The organism is Streptomyces sp. NPDC087263 (assembly GCF_044744645.1).
In the GTDB taxonomy this organism is placed as follows: Bacteria; Actinomycetota; Actinomycetes; order Streptomycetales; family Streptomycetaceae; genus Streptomyces.
Window position 1 is genome coordinate 1 of sequence record NZ_JBIUYT010000011.1, and the last position, 22,904, is coordinate 22,904.

19 protein-coding genes are annotated in these 22,904 nt (G+C 70.8%); 10 read left to right on the forward strand and 9 right to left on the reverse strand.

All coding sequences use genetic code 11. The annotated features are described in order from the left end of the window. Window positions 1-282: 282 nt before the first annotated feature. From ACIPC1_RS31205 to ACIPC1_RS31215, 3 genes are all read left to right on the forward strand, one after another. On the forward strand, window positions 283-2,514 hold the full coding sequence (locus tag ACIPC1_RS31205; RefSeq protein ID WP_402522993.1) for an ArnT family glycosyltransferase: 2,232 nt from the start codon (window positions 283-285) through the stop codon (window positions 2,512-2,514). A 240-nt stretch (window positions 2,515-2,754) separates the two neighbouring features. After that, a complete protein-coding gene (locus tag ACIPC1_RS31210) occupies window positions 2,755-3,558 on the forward strand; it encodes an endonuclease I family protein (protein ID WP_402522995.1) in 804 nt (267 codons plus the stop codon). A gap of 95 nt (window positions 3,559-3,653) precedes the next feature. After that, entirely contained in the window at window positions 3,654-4,094 is a 441-nt protein-coding gene (locus tag ACIPC1_RS31215; protein WP_402522997.1) for an ATP-binding protein, read from the forward strand. A gap of 30 nt (window positions 4,095-4,124) precedes the next feature. Here the strand turns inward: ACIPC1_RS31215 and ACIPC1_RS31220 are convergent, their stop codons facing one another. The 3 genes from ACIPC1_RS31220 to ACIPC1_RS31230 form a co-directional block, all read right to left on the reverse strand. Further along, window positions 4,125-5,810 (reverse strand): thiamine pyrophosphate-binding protein, encoded by a 1,686-nt coding sequence (locus tag ACIPC1_RS31220; RefSeq protein ID WP_402523000.1) that lies wholly within the window; start codon window positions 5,808-5,810, stop codon window positions 4,125-4,127. Window positions 5,811-5,815: 5 nt separating this feature from the next. Continuing rightward, a complete protein-coding gene (speB, locus tag ACIPC1_RS31225) occupies window positions 5,816-6,787 on the reverse strand; it encodes an agmatinase (protein ID WP_402523002.1) in 972 nt (323 codons plus the stop codon). Between the two features lie 83 nt (window positions 6,788-6,870). Next, window positions 6,871-8,331, reverse strand: coding sequence for a sodium:solute symporter (locus tag ACIPC1_RS31230; RefSeq protein ID WP_402523005.1), 1,461 nt, complete (start codon window positions 8,329-8,331; stop codon window positions 6,871-6,873). A 172-nt stretch (window positions 8,332-8,503) separates the two neighbouring features. On the opposite strand from ACIPC1_RS31230, the gene ACIPC1_RS31235 reads away from it, so the two are divergent. Next, a complete protein-coding gene (locus tag ACIPC1_RS31235) occupies window positions 8,504-10,150 on the forward strand; it encodes a helix-turn-helix domain-containing protein (protein ID WP_402523007.1) in 1,647 nt (548 codons plus the stop codon). Window positions 10,151-10,155: 5 nt separating this feature from the next. Here ACIPC1_RS31235 and ACIPC1_RS31240 read toward each other — a convergent pair whose 3' ends face one another. Then, entirely contained in the window at window positions 10,156-10,914 is a 759-nt protein-coding gene (locus ACIPC1_RS31240; protein ID WP_402523009.1) for a MerR family transcriptional regulator, read from the reverse strand. A gap of 47 nt (window positions 10,915-10,961) precedes the next feature. On the opposite strand from ACIPC1_RS31240, the gene ACIPC1_RS31245 reads away from it, so the two are divergent. Both ACIPC1_RS31245 and ACIPC1_RS31250 read left to right on the forward strand, forming a co-directional pair. Continuing rightward, complete coding sequence (locus ACIPC1_RS31245) at window positions 10,962-11,441, forward strand: DUF6194 family protein (protein WP_402523513.1); 480 nt, start codon at window positions 10,962-10,964, stop codon at window positions 11,439-11,441. 203 nt (window positions 11,442-11,644) lie between these two features. Then, window positions 11,645-12,433, forward strand: a complete 789-nt coding sequence (locus tag ACIPC1_RS31250; RefSeq protein WP_402523011.1) for a phosphatase — start codon at window positions 11,645-11,647, stop codon at window positions 12,431-12,433. A 16-nt stretch (window positions 12,434-12,449) separates the two neighbouring features. On the opposite strand, the gene ACIPC1_RS31255 is transcribed toward ACIPC1_RS31250, so the two are convergent. From ACIPC1_RS31255 to ACIPC1_RS31275, 5 genes are all read right to left on the reverse strand, one after another. Continuing rightward, window positions 12,450-13,133, reverse strand: a complete 684-nt coding sequence (locus ACIPC1_RS31255) for a maleylpyruvate isomerase N-terminal domain-containing protein (RefSeq protein ID WP_402523014.1) — start codon at window positions 13,131-13,133, stop codon at window positions 12,450-12,452. A 95-nt stretch (window positions 13,134-13,228) separates the two neighbouring features. Continuing rightward, window positions 13,229-14,203, reverse strand: coding sequence for a cation diffusion facilitator family transporter (locus ACIPC1_RS31260; protein WP_384373474.1), 975 nt, complete (start codon window positions 14,201-14,203; stop codon window positions 13,229-13,231). Between the two features lie 25 nt (window positions 14,204-14,228). Continuing rightward, the gene (gene tesB / locus ACIPC1_RS31265) at window positions 14,229-15,095 is read right to left on the reverse strand and encodes an acyl-CoA thioesterase II (RefSeq protein WP_402523017.1); all 867 of its coding nucleotides are present in this window, start codon (window positions 15,093-15,095) and stop codon (window positions 14,229-14,231) included. A gap of 83 nt (window positions 15,096-15,178) precedes the next feature. Beyond that, a complete protein-coding gene (locus ACIPC1_RS31270; protein ID WP_402523019.1) occupies window positions 15,179-16,336 on the reverse strand; it encodes an acyl-CoA dehydrogenase family protein in 1,158 nt (385 codons plus the stop codon). A 171-nt stretch (window positions 16,337-16,507) separates the two neighbouring features. Continuing rightward, a complete protein-coding gene (locus ACIPC1_RS31275) occupies window positions 16,508-17,101 on the reverse strand; it encodes a TetR/AcrR family transcriptional regulator (protein ID WP_402523021.1) in 594 nt (197 codons plus the stop codon). An 86-nt stretch (window positions 17,102-17,187) separates the two neighbouring features. Here ACIPC1_RS31275 and ACIPC1_RS31280 point away from each other — a divergent pair, with 86 nt between their 5' ends. The 4 genes from ACIPC1_RS31280 to ACIPC1_RS31295 are packed head-to-tail and all read left to right on the forward strand — an operon-like array spanning window position 17,188 to window position 22,890. Beyond that, a complete protein-coding gene (locus ACIPC1_RS31280; protein ID WP_402523023.1) occupies window positions 17,188-18,822 on the forward strand; it encodes a carboxyl transferase domain-containing protein in 1,635 nt (544 codons plus the stop codon). Between the two features lie 8 nt (window positions 18,823-18,830). Next, window positions 18,831-20,774 carry an acetyl/propionyl/methylcrotonyl-CoA carboxylase subunit alpha gene (locus tag ACIPC1_RS31285; protein WP_402523026.1) on the forward strand — a complete coding sequence of 648 codons (1,944 nt, stop codon included), beginning with the start codon at window positions 18,831-18,833 and terminating at the stop codon, window positions 20,772-20,774. Window positions 20,775-20,797: 23 nt separating this feature from the next. After that, window positions 20,798-21,718 (forward strand): hydroxymethylglutaryl-CoA lyase, encoded by a 921-nt coding sequence (locus ACIPC1_RS31290; protein ID WP_402523516.1) that lies wholly within the window; start codon window positions 20,798-20,800, stop codon window positions 21,716-21,718. A gap of 11 nt (window positions 21,719-21,729) precedes the next feature. Further along, the gene (locus ACIPC1_RS31295; RefSeq protein ID WP_402523518.1) at window positions 21,730-22,890 is read left to right on the forward strand and encodes an acyl-CoA dehydrogenase family protein; all 1,161 of its coding nucleotides are present in this window, start codon (window positions 21,730-21,732) and stop codon (window positions 22,888-22,890) included. Window positions 22,891-22,904 lie beyond the last annotated feature (14 nt).

Consider the following 22,904-nt stretch of genomic DNA (forward strand, 5'->3'; position numbering starts at 1 on the left):
CCACCCCCCGGGCCATGCACTCGACAAGGGGAGGTAGTCATGCCAACTCCGAAGGCCGGTAACCCCGTTGCGGGGCTACGAAGACGGTAATGGGGAGCTCGGCGACATCGGCCATGCCCGCGGCGGCACCGCATCTGCGCGACACGTCGTCCGGGTCGGCGAGGTCGCGGAAGGGTGCCCTTTACACATTCATACGCATTCATGGGCCCCCCTTCACCCACCCACAGCGAAGCCCCAGGTTCAGCACAGCTGTCGCCCACACGCGTCGCGGAAGATCCACCCGTGACATCTGCCACCGACCCACTCCCCCACGCCCCTGTGGCCGCCCCCGACTCGCCCACTCCGACGCCGCCCGTAACCTCCGGGCCACCGGACAAGGCGCCACGCTGGTCACTCCCCGCACTGATCGCGATTCTGCTGCTGGCCGGGATCCTGTACTCCTGGAGTCTGTCCTCGTCCGGCCTGAACACCTTCTACAGCGCCGCTGTGCTCAGCGGCACGCAGAGCTGGAAGGCCTGGTTCTTCGGCTCGCTGGACGCGGGCAACTTCCTCACCGTCGACAAGCCGCCCGTCGTACTGATGGTCATGGGCCTGTCCTGCCGCGTCTTCGGCTTCGGCACGTGGCAGATGATGGCGCCCCTGATCGCGTCCGCGCTCGGCACCATCTGGATCCTGCACTCCTCCGTGAAGCGGGTCTTCGGACACGGTGCGGCCCTCGTCACCGCGCTGGTCCTCGCACTGACCCCGATCACGGTGGCCATCAACCGCGACAACAACCCCGACACACTGCTCGTCTTCCTCATGGTGGCCGGCGCGGCACTGGCGCTGCGTGCGACGCGGGACGACAGGCTGCTGCCGCTGCTCGGCTCGGCGGTCTGCTTCGGACTCGCCTTCAACACGAAGATGCTCCAGGCCTACATCGCCCTGCCCGCGGTCTTCGCCGTGTACCTGTACGCGTCGAAGCTCGGCTGGAAGAAGAAGGCCGTGAACCTGGCGCTGGCCGCCGTGACACTGGCCGTCTCCAGCTTCTGGTGGGCGGCGGCCGTCTCCCTGGTGCCCGCCTCCGACCGGCCGTACATCGGCGGCTCGACGGACGGCACCGCCTGGAACCTGATCATGGGCTACAACGGCTTCGGCCGCGTCTTCGGCGGCGAAGGCAACGGCGCGGGTGGCGGAGGTGGTGGCGGTACCTTCGCCGGGACCGCCGGCATCGGCCGGATGTTCAACGAGGTCCTGGGCGGCCAGATCTCCTGGCTGCTGCCCTTCGCGGGCATCGCGCTGGTCGGCGGCCTGGTGCTGATCGGCCGCGCGCCGCGCACGGACCTGACGCGCGCCGCGCTGGTGCTGTGGGGCGGCTGGACCGTGCTCCACTTCCTCACCTTCAGCATGGCCGAGGGCACCATGCACCCGTACTACACGACCGCGCTCGCACCCGGCATCGCGGCACTGTGCGGCGGCGGCGGAGCGCTGCTGCTGCGCGCCTTCCGCACCGACAAGAAGTGGGCGTGGGTGCTGCCCGCAGGGCTCGCGGTCACCACGGTCTGGGCCGTCGTACTGCTGCGCCGGGCCACCGACTGGAACGCCTGGCTGTGGCCGGCGATCACGGTGGTCATGGTGCTGGCGATCGTGGGTCTGCTCGTCTTCCGCTCCGGTCACCGGGCACGGCTGCTGGCGGCCTCCGTCGTCGCGGCGATCGTGGCGTCGCTCGCCGGACCGGCCGCGTACGCCGCCTCGGTGCCCTCGGGCACGGGCGGCGGCATGGGCGGCACCAACCCGACGGCCGGGCCCTCGACGGGCGGCGGCGGCGGTTTCGGTGGCGGGGGCGGTCGTCCGGGCGGCGGTGCCGCCATGGCCGGCGGCCAGGCCGGAGCACGCGGCGGTCAGGCCGGCGGTACGGGCACGCCGCCGAGCGGCATGCCCAGCGGTGCGCCGGGCGGCGGGATGCCTGGGGGGCAGCAGGGCGGTACGCGACCGGGCGGCGGTACGGGTACGCCTCCGAACGGCGCGGGCGGGACCGGCGCGGCCGGTGCTGCCGGTGCTGCCGGTGCTGCCGGTGGCCAGCGCGGCGCCATGGGTGGGGGCATGGGCGGCCGCGAGGGCGGAAGTACGGACACCGCACTGATCACCTACCTGGAGAAGAACCGTGACGGCGCCGAGTGGCTGCTCGCGGTGTCCGGTTCGCAGGCCGCCTCGCAGCTCATCGTGAGCACCGGGCAGCCCGTGATCTCCATGTGGGGCTTCACCGGCACCGACCAGGCGATGACACTCGCCAAGCTCAAGGAGCTGGTGAAGAAGGGCGAGTTGCACTACGTCCAGCTCGGCGGCGGCATGGGCGGCGGCCAGGGCGGAACCGACAGCCTCAGCGCGGAGGTGACGGCCTGGGTGGAGAAGAACGGTACGGCGGTGAAGGCGAGCGAGTACAGCAGCACCACCTCGTCCTCCGATTCCGAGACCGCGACCGGAACCCAGAACACCCAGTCGCTGTACCGGCTCGACCCGTCCGACGTCAACTAGGGGAAACCCTCGGCCAGTTGGGGTAAACCCTCGACTGAAGCAACCCCTGACCGTTCCCACGGTCAGGGGTTGCTCTCTATTCCGGAACGTCACACAAACGCCTCTCACCGGTTACACGGCCGACCCCCAAGACATGCCACGCTCCCGGTTACGAAAAAAAGTCAACACGCGTAGATCGCAGCCTCGTTGAGCCGAGCACCGCGATCACAAGCGTGCCGATTCCGGGAAAGGGCACCCCCCATGTCCGTTGCGCAGATAGGCAGATGGAAGGCGCTTGCGGTGGCCACGTCCGCCGTTCTCGTCGGCGTCACCCTCCCGACCGTGGTCGCGTCCCCCGCCGCCGCCACAACCACCGCGTACGACACCACGTACTACAAGAACGCGATCGGCAAGACCGGCACGAGCCTGAAGTCCTCGCTGCACACGATCATCGCCCCCCAGACCAAGATCTCGTACGACGCGGTCTGGAACGCGCTCAAGGTCACCGACCAGGACCCGAACAACAGCAACAACGTGATCCTGCTGTACAGCGGCACCTCCCGCGCCAAGTCCCTCAACGGCGGCGACGTGGGCGACTGGAACCGCGAGCACGTGTGGGCCAAGTCCCACGGCGACTTCGGCGAGGCGACCGGTCCCGGCACCGACCTGCACCACCTGCGTCCCGCCGACGTCCAGGTCAACAGCATCCGCGGCAACAAGGACTTCGACACCGGCGGCAGCGCCGTCAGCGGCGCGACCGGCAGCTACACGGACACCGACTCGTTCGAGCCGCGCGCCGCCGACAAGGGCGATGTCGCCCGCATGATCCTCTACATGGCCGTCCGCTACGAGGGCGACGACGGCTGGGCCAACCTTGAGCCCAACCAGCTGGTGAACAACGGCAGCAACCCCTACATGGGCAAGCTCTCCGTACTCAAGGCGTGGAACGAGGCGGACCCGCCCAGCGCCTTCGAGGAGAAGCGCAACCAGGTCATCTACGACACCTACCAGCACAACCGCAACCCGTTCATCGACCACCCCGAGTGGGTCGAGGCGATCTGGTAGCACGGTGATCCGGTAGCACGGTCCGACCGGTTGAACTCCCCGTATCCAGCGGGGAGTTCAACCTCCGTAACCTGCTCGGCCAGGAGGGGACCCCGATGCCCGAAGCCGCCGCCACCCACACCGCTGTCACCAACAGCACCGTCACCGACGCCACCTGGCAGCTCCCCCGCGCAGCGCGCAGCGCTCCGCACGCCCGGCAGCTGCTCCGCGCCCAGCTCACCGACTGGCAGATCGACGGCGAAGTGGCCGAAACGGCCGAGCTGTTGCTCTCGGAGCTGATCACCAACTCCCTCAAGCACGCGTGCACCCCGCCCGGCCGCGAACTCGGTCTGCGCCTGGCGACGTACGACGGACTCCTGCGCGTGGAGGTCGCCGACGCGGACGACCGCCGGCCTGTTCCCCGTCGGGCGGCCCCCGGAGACGAAGGCGGCCGAGGGCTCACCCTCGTCCAGGCGCTGGCCGAACGCTGGGGCTTCTGCCCCCGGCAGCACGGCACCGGAAAGGCGACCTGGGCGGAGCTGGCGCTGCCCAGGTGAGCCAGGTGACCCCCAGGGGGGTCGGGGCGGTCAGTCCAGGTGCGTCGGCGCGAACATGCGCAGTACCGCCGGGAGCAGCACCACCGAAGGGCCGGGCGCCGCCAGGGCCTTCGCCAGGTCCGTCTCCAGCGTCTCGGGGGTGGTGCGCACGCCCGGCACCCCGAAGGACTCGGCGAGGGCCACATAGTCCGGGCGCGTCAGCTCCGTCGCCGTGGACTGGCCGAAGGTGTCCGTCATGTACTCGCGGAGGATGCCGTAGCCGCCGTCGTCGACGATCAGCCAGGTGACGTTCAGGTCGTACTGCCTGGCCGTGGCCAGTTCGGCGATCGAATACAACGCGCCGCCGTCGCCGGACACCGCGAGGACCGGCCGGGTCGGGTCGGCGGTCGCCGCGCCCAGTGCGGCGGGGAAGCCGTAGCCGAGGCCGCCCGCGCCCTGGGCGGAGTGCATGGCGTTCGCACCGCGCGGGTCGAAGGCGGACCAGGCCCAGTAGGCGAGGATCGTCATGTCCCAGAAGGACGGGGAGCCGGCCGGGAGCGCCCGCCGGACGGACGCCAACACGTCCTGTTCCAGGGTGAGTTCCTGGGAGGCGATGCGTTCCCCGACACGGGCGAGCACCGTACGCACCCGCTCCGGCGCCGTGTCGTCCTCGCGGTCGGACACGGTTTCGAGGAGCGCCGACAGGGCCAGCCGTGCGTCGGCGTGGATGCCGAGTGCCGGGTGGTTGGACTCCAGTTTGCCGAGGTCCGCCTCGATCTGGATGACCCGGCCCCGGGGCTTGAACGTGTGGTAGTTCGAGGACAGTTCACCCAGGCCCGAGCCGACCACCAGCAGGACGTCCGCGTCCTCCAGGAAGTCGGTCGTGTGGCGGTCCTCCAGCCAGGACTGGAGGGAGAGCGGGTGTTCCCAGGGGAAGGCGCCCTTGCCGCCGAAGGTGGTGACGACCGGGGCGTTCAGCTTCTCGGCGAGCCGGCGGAGCTTGCCGGACGCGTCCGACCGTACGACGCCGCCGCCCGCGATGATCGCGGGGCGGGCGGCGTGCGACAGCAACTGGGCTGCCACCGCGGTGAGTTCGGGGCGCGGGACGACGTCCTCGGGGGTCGCGTCCATCGCCGTCACCACCGGCAGGGCCGTCTCGGCGAGGAGGACGTCCTGCGGGATCTCCACCCACACCGGGCCGTGCGGAACCGTCAGGGCCGACTCCCACGCCGCCGCGATCGCCGACGGGATCTGGGACTGGCTGCGGACCGTGTGGACGGACTTCACCACTCCCCTGAACGACGCCTGCTGGTCCGGGAGTTCGTGCAGATAGCCGTGGCGTCCGCCGCCGAGCCCGGCGGTGGGGATCTGGCTGCTGATGGCGAGGACGGGCGAGGAGGCCGCGGCCGCCTCCTGGAGCGCGGCCAGTGAGGTCAGCGCGCCCGGACCGGTCGACAGCAGCAGGGGGGCCGCCTCGCCGGTGATGCGGCCGTACGCGTCCGCCGCGAACCCCGCGTTGTTCTCGACACGCAGGCCCACGTACTGGAGGGACGAGCGGCGCAGGGCGTCGAACATGCCCAGCGCGTGCTGGCCGGGCAGGCCGAAGACGGTTGTCGCGCCGAGACCGGTGAGGGTCTCCACGACCAGGTCCCCGCCGGTGCGCCCGGGGGGCGGGTTCAGGGCGGCCGAGGTCTGGGCGGCCGTGGGGCGGAGCACCAGGTCGTGGTCGTGGGTCACTTGGGTCAGGCCTCCTGACGGGCCGCGGCGATCTGGCGGGCCATGATCGTGGTGAGTTCGTACGCCGTGTGGGACGCCGCCACCGCGGTGATCTCGGCGTGATCGTACGCGGGCGCGACCTCCACCACGTCCGCCGAGACCAGGTTGCAGGACGACAACCCGCGCAGGATCTCCAGGAGTTCGCGGGAGGTCATACCGCCCGCCTCCGGCGTCCCGGTGCCGGGCGCGTGCGCCGGGTCGAGGCAGTCGATGTCGATGGAGATGTAGAGGGGACGGTCGCCGATGCGCTGGCGCAGCTGGTCGGCGACCTCGTCGGCGCCGCGGCGGTAGATGTCCGCCGAGGTGACGATGCCGAAGCCCATCTTCTCGTCGTCGGTGAGGTCCTGCTTCCCGTACAGCGGGCCTCGGGTGCCGACGTGCGAGAGCGCCTCGGTGTCGAGGATGCCCTCCTCCACCGCGCGGCGGAACGGCGTGCCGTGCGTGTACTCGGCGCCGAAGTACGTGTCCCAGGTGTCGAGATGCGCGTCGAAGTGGAGCAGCGCGACGGGGCCGTGCTTCTTGGCGACGGAGCGCAGGAGCGGCAGCGCGATGGTGTGGTCGCCCCCCAGCGTCATCAACCGGGCGCCGGTGCCTAGCAGTTCGTCGGCCGCCGCCTCGACACTCTCCACGGCCTCGTTGATGTTGAACGGGTTCGCCGCGATGTCACCGGCGTCCGCGACCTGCGCGAGGGCGAAGGGCGAGGCGTCCTGGGCGGGGTTGTAGGGGCGCAGCAGCCGGGACGCCTCGCGGATCGCGTTGCCGCCGAAGCGGGCGCCCGGCCGGTAGGAGACGCCCGAGTCGAACGGCACCCCGACCACGGCGACATCGGCGGCGGGGACCTCGTCGAGGCGCGGCAGCCGGGCGAAGGTCGCGGGGCCCGCGTACCGCGGGATGCGGGACGAGTCGACGGGCCCGCGGGGCGTCTCGTTGCTGCTCATGATGAAATGCCTTCTCTCCTGCGCAACATCGCGTATGCACAGCTAAATACAACTAAGTACTACTAAGCACTACTAGTACGACTCTACGGGTGAGCCGGAACCGGCTCGGACAAGGGTTCGGCGGGCCGGCCCGCGAGGCGTTCACGCCAGGCGGCCAGTACGGCGGCGTCGGTCGCGGGCGTGGCCAGCGAGACGATCACGTACACGGCGAGCGAGGAGAGCAGCCCGTAGTAGATGGGCTCGTTCGCGAGGATGCCGTACGTCGCCATCAGGCCGATGACCGCGCCGCCGCCGACCACGACGGCGGCGAGCGCACCCTGTGCGGTGCCGCGCTTCCACAGCAGTCCGCCGAGGATCGGGACGAGCAGCCCGGCGACCAGCAGGTTGTACGCGACGGTCAGCGCCTCGACGACGTTGTTGAGCGCGATCGCCGTACAGATCACCGCGATGCCCATGATCAGGATGAAGGCGCGGTTGCCCTTGACCTCGTCGCGCTCCTCGCCGTCCCGCTTCACCGCGCCGCGCAGTTTCGACCAGATGTCGTTGTTGGCGACGGTGGCGCAGGCGATGAGCGCGCCGGAGGACGTCGACATCACCGCGGCGAGGGCGGCGGCGAGCACCAAACCCCGGACCCCGACCGGGAGTTCGTCCTTCACGATGGTCGCGAAGGCGGTGTCGGCGCTGGGCAGCGTCGGGTACATGACCTTGGCCGCCGTACCGATGACGGCGCCCGCGACGGCGTACACCAGGCAGTACGTACCGGCGACCGTGCCGCCCCACTTCGCCGTGGTGTCGCTGCGCGCGGTGAACACGCGCTGCCAGATGTCCTGCCCGATCAGCATGCCGAACGTGTAGATGAGCACGTATGTGAAGATCGTCTCGCCGCCGATGCCCAGCGGGTCGAAGTACTCGGTCGGCAGCTTCGCCTTCATCTCGCTGAACCCGCCGGCCTTCACGACGGCGATGGGGAGCAGCAGGAGCAGTACACCGATGGTCTTGACGACGAACTGCACCATGTCGGTGAGGGTGATCGACCACATGCCGCCGAGCGTCGAGTACGCGACGACGATCGAGCCGCCGAGGACGATCGCGAGCGTCCGGTTCATGTCGAACAGGACGTCGAAGATCGTGGCGTACGCGATGGTCGAGGTGACGGCGAGCATGAGGGTGTACGCCCACATCACGACGCCGGAGATGACTCCGGCGCGGCCGCCGTAGCGGAGGTCGAGCATCTCGGAGACGGTGTAGACCTTCAGGCGGGCGATGCGGGCGGAGAAGAAGACGGACAGCGCGAGGAGTCCGAGCCCGATGGTGAACACCATCCAGGCGCCGGAGAACCCGTACTGGTAGCCGAGGCCGACCCCGCCGATGGTGGACGCGCCGCCGAGGACGATCGCGGCCATGGTCCCGGAGTACATGGCAGGACCGAGGCGCCGCCCCGCGACGAGGAAGTCGCTCTTCGACTTGGCGCGGCGCATGCCCCACCAGCCCATCGCCAGCATGCCGGCCAGATAGACGACGATCACTGTGTAGTCGACGGCCATGGGGGCTCCTCCGCGCGCTCGGTGGCGTGTCGTGCAGGTGGTGTGTGGGGGCGCTTTGGCCGGTGCTGGTCGCGGGGACATCCGCCCGTACCCGCGGCTGCCGGCGGTCACGACACTAGGTGGCCGGAAAGCGGCACTGAAGTGTACGTTTCATCCATTGCCGACGATCTGCATGGAGGGAACGTCCACTGTGCCGGACGCATCCGCCCCGCCTGTCTCACCTGTCCCGCCCGTCCCGCCGACCCCTCCGGTGCTGCTCTCCGCGTTGCTGGCCCGGGAGGATCTCGGCCTGGTCCGGATCGCCGGTCCATCCGATCCGGACACGGCGATCCACTGGGCGCACACCTCGGAGATGGCGGACCCGTACCCGTATCTGCTGGGCGGCGAGCTGCTCCTCACCGCCGGTGTCCACATCCCGGAGGCGGCGGGCTCCGGTACCTACTTCGACGACTACGTCGCCCGCATCGTCGCCGCGGGCGGCGCGGCCCTCGGCTTCGGCGTGGCCCCGGTCCACGACACGGTCCCGCGCGCGCTCGTCGCGGCCTGCGACACGTACGGCCTCCCACTCATCGAGGTCCCGCCCCGCACCACCTTCTCCGGCGTGGCCCGCGCGGTCTGGCAGCTCATGGCCCAGGCCCGCCACACGGAACTCCGCCGCGTGACAGAGGCCCAGCAGAGCCTCGCCGCGGCCGCCGCCCGCCCGGATCCGGTACCGGCGGTACTACGGCAGCTCGCCCAGCGCGTGGGCGGCTGGGCCGTGCTGTACGGACCGGACGGGGCGGAGTTGGCTCGGGCGGGGAGGGTGACGGTGCCGAAGGGGGCTGCCGGGCGGGGGGTGGTCGGACGGGGGGTGGTCCGGCGGGGGCCGGGCGGGCAGACCTCGGCAGAGCGGGCGCCGGGCGGACAAGCGCCAGGCGCGCAGGCCCTCGCCGAGCTGGCCGGGGTCGTGCGGCCCGGAGGGATCCAGGGCGGCGCCACCCCCTCCTCCGCCACCGACACCGTGGGCGGCACCCACCTCGCCGCCTACGCCCTCGGGGCCGGACAGGGCTTCGTACTCGGGGTCGGGGTCGAGGCGGCGCGTCGTGAGCCCGGGGATCACACCATCGCCTCCGTGGCGGCCGTGCTGCTCTCCCTCCTCACCGGGGAGCACCGGAGCGGAAGCGGGGCGGCGCGGTCGGCGGCGCTCGTGCGGTTGCTGCTGGGGGCCTCCCCCGAGGCGGTCGCCCCCCTGCTGGGCGGCGGGGAGCGCTGGGTCGTCGTACACGCGCGGCCCGCCGGGGACGGCCCCGCGCCGGACACCGTCGCCGCGTCCGCGCTCGGGGCGGCGCTGGGCTCCGCGCTGGTCGACGCGGGCGGGGACGTCGTACGCGTCCTCGTGCCCGGCGACCGTGAACCCGCCCCGCAGGCGGGCTGGACCTGCGGGGTCAGCGCGCCCGCAGGACCGCACGAGTGGGCGGCGGCCGACACGCAGGCCGCCCGCGCGCTGGCCCGCGCCCGCGCCACCCGTACCGCTCTGGTCCGCCACGGCGAGCGCCCCGCCCTCGCCGACCTCGTCCCCGCGTCCGACGCCGAGGCCCATGCCCGCGCCCTCCTCTCCCCGATCGCCGCGACCCCCGCCCTCACCGAGACCCTCCGCACCTGGCTCTCCCTGCACGGCAGTTGGGACCGCACGGCGGTGGCCCTGTCCGTCCACCGCAACACGGTCCGCCAACGCATCGCACGCTGTGCGGCGTTGCTGGGCACCGACCTCGACGATCCGGACGTACGGATGGAGTTGTGGTTCGCGTTGCGGGACACGACCGTGCCTGGATCGGACTAATCGGACTAGGTGAGCGTCGGCTCCTGGGCGGACGTGACGACGGCTGCCAGGTCTGCGCCCGCTCGTAGGAGCGCCACGGTCCGTCCGGCGATCTGGTCAAGACGTTGTCGCAGGATGTGTTGGGCCTCGTCCAGGCCGTCAAGCCGGTTCAGGGAGGCCATGATCTCGCGCACTGCGGGAATGCCGTAGCCGGTGCCGCGGAGAGCCACAACGATGCGGGCCGCCCCGATCGCTGAACCCCCATAGCGACGTGCTCGCAGTGACGTCACCCGCTCGGGGCTGACAAGCCCTTCCTGCTCCCAGAACCGCAGGGTCGAGGGACGTACACCTAGCGCTGCGGCGAGCTCCGTGATCGTCATCGCGTCGCGCTCCTGCTCGAACCCGGTGGTGTCGGCCTCGGCCCGGATCACGCGCAGCGCTTGTTGAGCGCGCAGAGTCTCCTCCCGTTCCCCGGCGAGCCGAACATGGGCCGCGTTGATCGCTGCTGCCGCCTCCGCGAGCGTCTCTGTTCGCAGCTCCGCGAGCAGCTGCCGGGCCGCGACGGGCCCCACAGCACCTGCGAGTCCTCGATAGGCACGAAGCGCGTGCACGTGAAGCGGGGTGTAGGAGCGGTAGCCGTTGCTCGATCGACCGGCGGGGGGAATGACTCCCAACCGCTCCAGATCGCGGACCTGTTGCACCGAGTACCCGGACTCCCTTGCGACATCGACGGTTCGGAGCGGTACCCGTTGCGAACCGCTCGAACCGCTCACCAGCTCGCCCATCGGCCAACCCCACACCAGCACTTGAAGGTGACACTTGAACCATGAGTATGGAACAGATCATCGCGACCGTGCGAGGCTTCGCCGGCGCCCTCGTGATCGTCCCGGAGCCGGGCGGCAACTTCCCCGAACTCGCTTGGGGGGATGCGTTCTTCTACTACGCCCCCGACGCCCGGCTGCCTCCGAACGTCCAGCCGTACGGAACCATCGTCGTCAAGGACTACCCCGACGACGCCGCCTCCGACCTGGGTCCTCCGGGCCGCTGGCGTGTGAACATCCACGTCGACCGCGCCACGTTCCGGGAACTCACGGGGGAGATGCCGCACAGCCTCACCCTGCCTCGCGACTACGCGGCCGCCGACCTTGTGATGCCGCATCCGGTATACGGCGCACTCAGCTGGATCTCTGTGGTCAATCCTGCCGACAGGACAACGGACACGGTCGTGCGGCTTCTGCGCGGGGCCCACGATGCCGCTCGTTCCAGGTTCGCGCGGCGGCACGAAGCCGGAACGCCGCTGGAGAACGGCTGACGGAGAGGTCGGCGCGGAGCGGACGGGATGGTCCTGCCGCGGAGCGGTCGGGGAAAGGACGCCGCGGCGCGGCGTGGCGGGCCCGCACAAGCCAGCGGCGAGAAGGCAGCTGGGGCCCGCCCACCCCCGTACAAGCAAGTGACCCGTATCCCAGCGTTCGGGACATCCAGGTCGTGCACCGGGAGCGACGGCACAATGGACCTATGCCGATACCCGGGATCCCCAGCCGCCAAGAGCTCGTCGACCACCTCGTCAGGACGCGCATCGCGGGCGACGTAGCCACGCCCCGCGAGAACAACCTCTCTCACTACCGCAAACTGGCGAACGGCGAGCGCAACTGGTGGCTCGGGCTTGAGCTCGGTGACCGCTGGACCGACGAGCAGGACGTGCTCGCGGTGATGGCGGAGCGCTGCGGCGTGAACGACGACCCGGAGTACCGCTACGGGCAGGACACCATCGACCCGGAGCTGACGGTCGACGCCCTGGACCGGGCGGCGGCGCGGCTGCGCAAGGCGGCCGACGGCACCCAGAGCGTGCTGTTCGCGACCGGGCACCCCGGCGGCCTGCTGGACGTGCACCGCGCGACCGCCGCCGCCCTGCGCGCCGCCGGCTGCGAGATCGTGGTCATCCCGGACGGGCTACAGACGGACGAGGGGTACGTGATGCAGTTCGCGGACGTCGCGGTGCTCGAGCACGGCGCCACCCTCTGGCACACCCATTCGGGTGAGCCGATGCGCGCGATCCTGGGCGGCCTGGAGCGCGGGGGCCGGCCGCTGCCCGACCTGGTCTTCGCCGACCACGGCTGGGCCGGCTTCGCGGGCCAGCAGGGCCTCGACTCCATCGGGTACGCCGACTGCAACGACCCCGCCCTGTTCCTCGCCGAGTCCGAGGGCACCCTCCAGGTGGTGATCCCGCTGGACGACCACGTCACCAGCCCGCGGTACTACGACCCGATGACGACGTACCTGCTGAACGCGGCCGGTCTGCTGTAGAGCACCGCGCGTCGCTTCAGATCCCGGCGATCGACGACGGCGCCCGTTCCGCCCGTGCCAGCCCCCGCAGGACGCCAACCGTCCCGTGCCGTCGTACCGCGAGGCGGGCCAGCAGCTCCACGACCGGCTCGGTGACGTGGTCGGGCAGTTCGGGCGTCGGGATGCCCACGCTGAAGGCCAGGTCGTCGGTGTGGACGACGAGTTCGAGCAGCCGGGTGAGGAGGAAGTCGTCGAGGCCGAGGGCCCAGCCGTCCCAGGACGGCAGCCGGACCGGTCTCGGCGGCGCCTCGGGCAGCCCGGCGCGCAGGAGGTCCACCACGGCCCCGGCGCGCGCCGCCAGCTCCGCGGGGCCGAGGGCGGCCACGGTGTCCCCGCTGCGCCGGATACCGATGCTGAACTCGCTGTCGACGTCCGCGCCGATCCACGCCACGCGGTTCAGGAAGTACTCGCGCAGCGACACCGTCTCCCCGTCGGCCGACGGGGAGGCCAGCAGCTCCGGGATGAACAGAACCTGCCAGGCCGTGTGCCCGGCCAGTCCCCCGATGCTGAACTTCCGCAGCGCGCTGGGTTTCTCCCATGCCCCTGCGACGGCCGGTTCGCCGAGCAGTCCCACGACGGACGCCGCGGCGTCCACGAAGGCCTCCCGAATCCCCGGCCCGCGCCAGTTCCACGTACCGCCGTCCACCTCGGTCATGGTCATGTCTCCCCCTCGCGCGCCCGGTCGTCCCATCCTGCCGCCCGCCGACCCCCGCTCACAGGTCCGGGTGGGGAGAACCTGACCACCGGTACCGCCCGTCACGGCCACGGGTTGAGCCCCTCCTCCCGCCGCTGCGCATACCCGGGCGTCGGATCCAGGTACACCCGGCTCACCGCGGGGAACACCTCCCGCAGCCGCTGCTCCGCCCGCTCGCAAGCCCACTCGATCTGCGCGGCGGTCGACGCGTCCCGGAAGTCGACCTTCGCCGCGACCAGCGCCTCGTGCGGCCCCTGCACCAGGGTCGTCAGGTCCAGTACGGCTTCCACGTGCTCCAGCGCGAGCAGTTCGGCCCTGATCCGCTCCCGCATCGGCTTGGGCAGCGGGCGCCCGATGAGCAGCTCGGCGTTGGAACGGCCGAGGACCCAGGCGACGTACAGCAGGAGTACGCCGATGCACAGGGACGCGAGGCCGTCCCAGACTCCGGAGCCGGTGAGCTGGCCGCCGAGCAGGCCGCCCGCGGCGAGCAGCAGGCCCGCCAGGGCGGCCGTGTCCTCCAGGACGACGGCCTTCACGGCGGTGTCGGGGGTGTGCCGGAGGTAGAGCTTGAAGGACGCCCCGAAGCGCTCGGCCTCGCCGCGCGCCTGGCGGACGCCGGTGCGCAGGGAGTAGCCCTCCAGGAGGAAGGCGACGGCGAGCACGATGTACGAGATCAGCGGGTCGCCGAGTTCCTCGCCCGCGACGAGGGTGTGGATGCCGTCGTAGAGCGAGAACACCGCGCCGCCGACGAAGGTCGCGACGGCTGCGAGGAGGGCCCAGATGTAGCGCTCGGGGCCGTAGCCGAGCGGGTGGTCCTCGTCCGCCGGTTTCTCGCTGCGTTTCAGTGCGGCCAGCAGCATCACCTCGGTGACCGTGTCCGCGACCGAGTGCGCCGCCTCGGACAGCATCGCGCTGGACCCACTGATCACCCCGGCGACGGCCTTGGCGAGCGCGATCCCCAGATTGGCCGCGGCGGCCACGAGCACCGTGGAGGTGCTCTCGCCGCCGCCGCTGTCCTGCTCAGAAACCTCAGCCATGTCTCAAGTCATACCCGGGCCACGCTCACCGTGGGACGCGGACCACGCCTTCCTGGATCACCGTGATGGCCAGTTGTCCGTCTTGGGTGTAAATACGGGCCTGGCCCAGGCCCCGCCCGCCGGACGCGGACGGCGACTCCTGGTCGTACAGCAGCCATTCGTCGGCGCGGAAGGGCCGGTGGAACCACATCGCGTGGTCGAGGGAGGCGCCGACGACGTCGCCGACGGCCCAGCCGCCGCGTCCGTGGGCGAGCAGGATGGAGTCGAGGAGGGTCATGTCGGAGACGTAGGTGGCGAGGCAGACGTGCAGCAGCGGGTCGTCGGCGAGCTTGCCGTTGGCGCGGAACCACACCTGCGAGCGCGGTTCGCGCGGCTGCCCGTACCTGCCGTACGGCGGGTCGTCGACGTAGCGCAGATCGACCTCGGCGCGTGTTTCCAGGATCCTCGCCACGACCTCGGGGTCGAGGTTCTCGTACGAGGTGAGCCGTTCCTCGGCCGTGGGCAGCGTGGCGGGGTCGGGCGCGGGCGGCATCGGCGTCTGGTGGTCGAAGCCCTCCTCGTGCTTCTGGAAGGAAGCGGAGAGGTGGAAGATCGGCTGCCCGTGCTGGATCGCGACCACCCGGCGGGTGGTGAAGGAGCGGCCGTCACCGATGCGGTCCACGGTGTAGACGATGGGCGCGCCCGCGTCGCCGGTGCGCAGGAAGTACGAGTGGAGCGAGTGCGCGAACCGGTCCTCGGGGACCGTCCGTCCCGCGGCGACGAGTGCCTGTGCGGCGACCTGTCCGCCGAAGACCCTGGGGACGACGGAGGACCGGGACTGGCCGCGGAAGATGTCCTCCTCGATCTGCTCGAGGTCGAGCAGATCGAGGAGAGACTGAAGTTCCTGACTCATGGAGCCATTTCTACTGGCCAGTAATTTCGAGAACCTTACGGGCCCATGTCCTTGTCAAGGATCATCGTCCTTATCAAGGATCGTCAGAGGCCCATGTCCTTGGCGATGATCGACTTCATGATCTCGCTGGTGCCGCCGTAGATCCTGTTCACGCGGTTGTCCGCGTACAGGCGGGCGATCGGGTACTCGTTCATGAAGCCGTAGCCGCCGTGCAGCTGGAGGCAGCGGTCGATGACGCGATGCGCGACCTCGGTGCAGAACAGCTTGGCGCTCGCGGCCTCGGCCGGCGACAGCTCGCCCGCGTCGAGGGCCTCCAGGGCGCGGTCGGCGACGGCCTGTGCCGCGTCCACCTCGGCCTGGCAGGCGGCCAGCTCGAACTTGGTGTTCTGGAAGTGGGCGACCGTCTTGCCGAAGACGACGCGCTCCTGGACGTACTGCTTGGCGAACCGGACGGCCGCCGCGGCCTGCGCGTACGCGCCGAACGCGATGCCCCAGCGCTCGGAGGGCAGGTTGCCGCCGAGGTAGTAGAAGCCCTTGTTCTCCTCGCCGAGCAGGTCCTCGACCGGCACCTTCACGTCGACGAACGCCAGCTCGGCGGTGTCGGAGGTCTTCAGGCCGAGCTTGTCCAGCTTGCGGCCGACCGAGTAGCCCTCGGACTTGGTGTCCACGGCGAAGAGCGAGATGCCGAAGCGGCGGTCCTCGGCCGTGGGCGCGGAGGTGCGGGCGCAGACGATGACCTTGTCGGCGTGCACACCACCGGTGATGAAGGTCTTGGCGCCGTTCAGGACGTAGTGCGTGCCGTCCTCGGAGAGCTTCGCGGTGGTCTTCATGCCCGCGAGGTCGGAGCCGGTGCCCGGCTCGGTCATCGCCAGGGCCCACATCTCCTCGCCGGAGACGAACTTCGGCAGGAAGCGCTTCTTCTGCTCGTCGGTGGCGAGCGCCTTGATGTACGGCAGGCCGAGCAGCACGTGCACACCGGAGCCGCCGAAGGAGACACCCGCGCGCGCGGTCTCCTCGGACATCACGGCCTCGAACTTGTACGAGTCGATGCCCGCGCCGCCGTACTCCTCATCGACACGGATGCCGAAGACGCCGAGCTCGGCGAGCTTGTAGTAGAAGTCGCGCGGCGCCTGGCCCGCGGCGAACCACTCGTCGTAGACGGGGACGACCTCGGCCTCGATGAAGGCCCGGAGGGTCTCCCGGAACGCCTCGTGGTCCTCGTTGAACACAGTACGGCGCACCTGCCGACACCCCTTCTTTGCGGCTGAACCGACGCCGCTCTCGCGTATATGGTTGCTCGCCATAGGGGTTGCTCCATTGATGGTTGCGGTTCCCATGGCTAAGCGCTTGCTCAGCCCTAGGTTACCGGGCAGTCGCGACCGGCGTCCAGAGCAACCGTCCCGAGACGCTCGTCACGCCCCCGCCGCCTCGAAGGCGCCCCGCGCCATCCGGTGCAGGAGGGCGGCAGTGGTGGCGCGGCCCGGCAGCGAGCCCGGGCGGCCCAGGTGCGGTGTGGAGTTGAGCAGGCCGAAGACCGAGTGCACGGCCGAGCGCGCGGCAGGCTCCGGCAGGGACGGATACACCGCCCGTACGACCTCCACCCACAGCTCGACGTACTGCCGCTGGAGCTGTCGTACGAGCTTGCGGTCGCTGTCGCGGAGGCGGTCCAGCTCGCGGTCGTGCAGGGTGATCAGGGGGCGGTCGTCGAGCGCGAAGTCGATGTGCCCCTCGATGAGCGAGTCGAGGACCTGCTCCGAAGGGTTCCCGTCGGCGTCCGCGACCCGCCGCTTGGCGCCGGTCAGCAGCTGCCCGCTGATCCCCACCAGCAGCTCGGCGAGCATCGCGTCCTTGCCGGGGAAGTGCCGGTACAGACCGGGGCCGCTGATGCCGACCGCGGCCCCTATCTCATCCACTCCCACGCCGTGGAAGCCGCGCTCGGCGAACAGCCGGGCGGCCTCCTTGAGGATCTGCTCGCGACGGGTGGGGGCGTCGGTTCTCGTGGCCATGAAAGTAATTCTAGACAGAGAGGTTAGCGGTCGTTAACCTGGAGGAAACGCGTTAACGCTCATTAACAAGGTGAGGGGTCCGCGCAATGCACCACGAGGCACCGGAGCTGACGAGCGCGGGGGACCCCGCGTCGGAGGCCTGGCGCGCCAATGAGGCGGCCCATCGCGCGCTGGGCGAGGAGCTGCGGCAGAAGCTGGCCGCGGCCCGGCTGGGTGGCGGCCAGCGGGCCCGCGACCGGCACACCGCGCGCGGGAAGCTGCTGCCGCGCGACCGCGTGGACACCCTCCTCGACCCGGGATCACCATTCCTGGAGCTGGCCCCGCTCGCCGCGGACGGGCTGTACGACGGACAGGCCCCGGCCGCCGGAGTGATCGCCGGGATCGGCCGGGTGAGCGGCCGCGAGTGCGTGATCGTCGCCAATGACGCGACCGTCAAGGGCGGCACGTACTACCCGATGACGGTGAAGAAACACCTGCGCGCCCAGGAGGTGGCGCTCGAGAACCGCCTCCCCTGTGTGTACCTGGTGGACTCCGGGGGCGCCTTCCTCCCCATGCAGGACGAGGTCTTCCCCGACCGCGAGCACTTCGGCCGGATCTTCTACAACCAGGCTCGGATGTCGGGTGCCGGCATCCCGCAGATCGCCGCCGTCCTCGGCTCCTGCACGGCGGGCGGCGCGTATGTGCCCGCGATGAGCGACGAGGCCGTGATCGTGCGCAATCAGGGCACGATCTTCCTCGGCGGCCCTCCCCTGGTGAAGGCCGCCACCGGCGAGGTCGTCACCGCCGAGGAGCTGGGCGGCGGCGACGTCCACGCGCGCGTGTCCGGCGTCACCGACCACCTCGCGGAGGACGACCCGCACGCGCTGCGGATCGTCCGGAACATCGTCGCCACCCTCCCCGCGCGCGGGCCCCTGCCCTGGGCGGTCACCTCCTCCGCGGAACCCAAGGTCGACCCGTACGGGCTGTACGGCGCCGTGCCGGTCGACTCCCGCACCCCGTACGACGTACGCGAGGTCATCGCGCGCGTGGTCGACGGTTCGCGTTTCGCGGAGTTCAAGGCGGAGTTCGGGCAGACCCTGGTCACCGGCTTCGCACACCTCCACGGCCACCCGGTCGGGATCGTCGCCAACAACGGCATCCTGTTCTCCGAATCGGCCCAGAAGGGCGCCCACTTCATCGAGCTGTGCGACCAGCGGGGCATCCCCCTGGTCTTCCTCCAGAACATCTCGGGGTTCATGGTGGGGCGGCAGTACGAGGCCGGTGGCATCGCCAAGCACGGCGCCAAGATGGTCACGGCCGTCGCCTGCACCCGCGTGCCCAAGTTGACCGTGGTGGTGGGCGGGTCCTACGGAGCGGGGAACTACTCGATGTGCGGCCGGGCGTACTCACCGCGCTTCCTGTGGATGTGGCCGAACGCCAAGATCTCCGTGATGGGCGGCGAGCAGGCCGCCTCCGTCCTCGCGACCGTCAAGCGCGACCAGTTGGAGGGGCGCGGGGAGTCCTGGCCCGCCGAGGACGAAGAGGCCTTCAAGGACCCGATCCGCGAGCAGTACGAGCGCCAGGGCAGCGCCTACTACGCGACGGCCCGCCTCTGGGACGACGGCGTGATCGACCCGATGGAGACCCGGCAGGTGCTGGGGCTTGCCTTGACCGCTTGCGCCAACGCGCCCCTGGGCCAAAAAGATCAAACGCAGACCCAGTTCGGCGTTTTCCGGATGTGAGGGACCTGATGTTCGACACGGTACTTGTGGCCAACCGGGGAGAGATCGCCGTCCGGGTCATCCGTACGCTGCGCTCACTCGGCGTGCGCTCGGTGGCCGTCTTCTCCGACGCCGACGCCGACGCCCGGCATGTGCGCGAGGCGGACACGGCGGTACGGATCGGTCCCGCGTCGGCCGCCGAGAGCTATCTGTCGGCCGAGCGGCTCCTGGAAGCCGCCGCGCGGACGGGAGCGCAGGCGGTGCACCCGGGGTACGGATTCCTCGCGGAGAACGCCTCCTTCGCGCGGGCCTGCGCGGACGCCGGGCTGGTCTTCATCGGGCCGCCCGCGGACGCGATCGCGCTGATGGGCGACAAGATCCGCGCCAAGGAGACCGTGCAGGCGGCCGGCGTCCCGGTGGTCCCGGGCTCCTCCGGCAGCGGGCTCACGGACGCGGAACTGGCCGACGCCGCCCGGGAGATCGGTACGCCGGTACTGCTGAAGCCCAGCGCGGGCGGGGGCGGCAAGGGCATGCGGCTGGTGCGGGACTCCTCGACCCTGGCCGACGAGATCGCGGCCGCCCGGCGCGAGGCCCGCGCCTCCTTCGGCGACGACACCCTCCTCGTCGAGCGGTGGATCGACCGCCCCCGGCACATCGAGATCCAGGTCCTGGCGGACGCCCATGGGCACGTGGTCCACCTCGGCGAGCGCGAGTGCTCACTCCAGCGCCGCCACCAGAAGATCATCGAAGAGGCGCCGAGCGTGTTCCTCGACGCCGCCACCCGCGCCGCGATGGGCGAGGCGGCGGTCCAGGCGGCCCGGTCGTGCGGCTACGAGGGCGCGGGCACGGTGGAGTTCATCGTGCCGGGCAGCGACCCCTCCTCGTACTTCTTCATGGAGATGAACACCCGCCTCCAGGTGGAACACCCGGTCACCGAACTGATCACGGGCCTGGACCTGGTGGAGTGGCAGCTGCGGGTGGCGGCGGGCGAGCGACTGCCGTACGGACAGGCGGACATCACGCTCACCGGGCATGCGGTCGAGGCCCGGGTGTGCGCCGAGGACCCCGCGCGCGGCTTCCTCCCCTCCGGCGGCACCGTACTGGCACTGCACGAGCCCCAGGGCGACGGCGTACGCACCGACTCCGGGCTGAGCGAGGGCAGCGAGGTCGGTTCCCTCTACGACCCGATGCTGTCCAAGGTCATCGCGTACGGTCCGGACCGCGCGACCGCGCTCCGCAAACTCCGGGCGGCGCTTGCGGAGACGGTGACGCTGGGGGTGCAGACGAACGCCGGGTTCCTGCGGCGGCTGCTCGCCCACCCTGCGGTGGTGGCCGGTGAGCTGGACACGGGGCTGGTGGAGCGGGAGGCGGATTCGCTGGTCCCGGCGGAGGTGCCGGAGGAGGTGTACGCGGCGGCGGCTGCCGTCCGCCTCGACGCCCTCACGCCCCGCACGAGCGGCTGGACCGACCCCTTCTCGGTGCCGAGCGGCTGGCGGCTGGGCGGCGAACCCAAGCCGGTGTGCTTCCAGCTGCGCGTGCTCGACCCCGTGGAGTACGTTCCGCGCGGCACCCACACCGTCACCGCCGACCGGGTGTCGGTGGTCCTGGACGGCGTACGTCACACCTTCCACCGCGCCGGCGACTGGCTGGGCCGCGACGGCGACGCCTGGCACGTCCGCGACCACGACCCCGTGGCCGCGTCCCTCACCGGCGCCGCACACGCCGGCGCCGAATCGCTCACCGCTCCCATGCCCGGCACGGTGACCGTGGTGAAGGTCGCCGTCGGCGACGAAGTGGCCGCCGGGCAGAGCCTGTTGGTCGTCGAGGCGATGAAGATGGAGCACGTCATCTCCGCCCCGCACGCCGGAACCGTGAGCGAGCTGGACGTCACGCCGGGCACAACGGTCGCCATGGACCAGATCCTGGCGGTCATCACACCGGCAGAAGCCGTGCGTGGGGAGGCGACGGCGTGAGCACCCCCGAACTCGGCCTCCCCATGGTCGTACCGGCCCAGGACCTTCCCGCCCGGGTGCGGATCCACGAGGTCGGCGCACGCGACGGCCTACAGAACGAGAACGCGACGGTCCCGACCGAGATCAAGGCGGAGTTCATCCGCCGCCTGGCCGACGCGGGCCTCACCACCATCGAGGCCACCAGCTTCGTCCACCCGAAGTGGGTGCCCCAACTCGCGGACGCGGAGCAGCTGTTCCCCCTCGTACGGGATCTGCCAGGCGTCCACCTCCCCGTCCTCGTACCGAACGCACGCGGTCTGGACCGGGCCCTCGCCCTGGGCGCCACCCGCGTGGCCGTCTTCGCCAGCGCCACGGAGTCCTTCGCGAAGGCCAACCTGAACAGGACGGTCGACGAGGCACTGGCCATGTTCGAGCCGGTGGTGACCCACGCGCGGCAGGAGAGGCTGCATGTCCGCGGCTACCTGTCCATGTGCTTCGGCGACCCCTGGGAGGGCGCCGTCCCCATCCACCAGGTGGTCCGCGTCAGCAAGGCGCTGCTCGACATGGGCTGCGACGAACTGAGCCTCGGCGACACCATCGGCGTGGCGACGCCCGGCCATGTGCAGAGCCTGCTCGCCGAGCTCAACGAAGAGGGCGTGCCGACCAGTTCGATCGGCGTGCACTTCCACGACACGTACGGCCAGGCGCTCACCAACACCCTGGCCGCGCTACAGCACGGCGTCACGACCGTCGACGCCTCGGCGGGCGGCCTCGGCGGCTGCCCGTTCGCCAAGTCCGCCACCGGGAACCTCGCCACCGAGGACCTCGTGTGGATGCTCCAGGGCCTCGGTATCGACACCGGGGTGGACCTCGGCCGTCTCACCGCCACCAGCGTGTGGATGGCCGGCCAATTGGGCCGACCCAGCCCGTCCCGCACTGTCCGTGCCCTCTCCCACCAGGAGTGATCCCCATGTCCCTGGACCACCGTCTCTCCCCCGAACTCGACGAACTGCGCCGTACGGTCGAGGAGTTCGCCCACGATGTCGTCGCGCCGAAGATCGGTGACTTCTACGAGCGGCACGAGTTCCCGTACGAGATCGTGCGCGAGATGGGCCGCATGGGCCTGTTCGGGCTGCCGTTCCCCGAGGAGTACGGCGGCATGGGCGGCGACTATCTGGCCCTCGGCGTCGCGCTGGAGGAACTGGCCCGCGTCGACTCCTCCGTGGCCATCACCCTGGAGGCGGGCGTCTCACTCGGCGCCATGCCGATCCACCTCTTCGGCACCGAGGCCCAGAAGGCGCAGTGGCTCCCCCGCCTCTGCTCGGGCGAGATCCTCGGCGCCTTCGGCCTGACCGAGCCGGACGGCGGCTCGGACGCGGGCGCGACGCGTACGACGGCCCGGCTCGACCCGGACACCGACGAGTGGGTGATCAACGGCACCAAGTGCTTCATCACCAACTCGGGCACGGACATCACGGGCCTGGTGACCGTCACCGCGGTCACGGGCCGCAAGCCCGACGGCAAGCCGCGCATCTCCGCGATCATCGTGCCGTCCGGCACTCCCGGCTTCACCGTCGCGGCTCCGTACTCGAAGGTCGGCTGGAACGCCTCGGACACCCGGGAGTTGTCCTTCGCCGACGTACGCGTACCCGCCGCCAACCTCCTGGGCGAAGAGGGCCGCGGCTACGCCCAGTTCCTCCGCATCCTGGACGAGGGCCGCATCGCGATCGCGGCCCTGGCCACCGGGCTCGCGCAGGGCTGCGTGGACGAGTCGGTGAAGTACGCGAAGGAGCGCCACGCCTTCGGCCGGAACATCGGCTCCTATCAGGCCATCCAGTTCAAGATCGCCGACATGGAGATGAAGGCGCACATGGCCCGCGTCGGATGGCGTGACGCCGCGTCCCGGCTGATCGCCGGAGAGCCCTTCAAGAAGGAGGCGGCCATCGCCAAGCTCTACTCCTCCACCATCGCCGTCGACAACGCCCGTGACGCCACCCAGGTCCACGGCGGCTACGGCTTCATGAACGAGTACCCGGTGGCCCGTATGTGGCGCGACTCCAAGATCCTGGAGATCGGGGAGGGGACGAGTGAGGTGCAGCGGATGCTGATCGCGCGGGAGTTGGGGCTGGCGGGCTGACTCGTTTCAGGTCT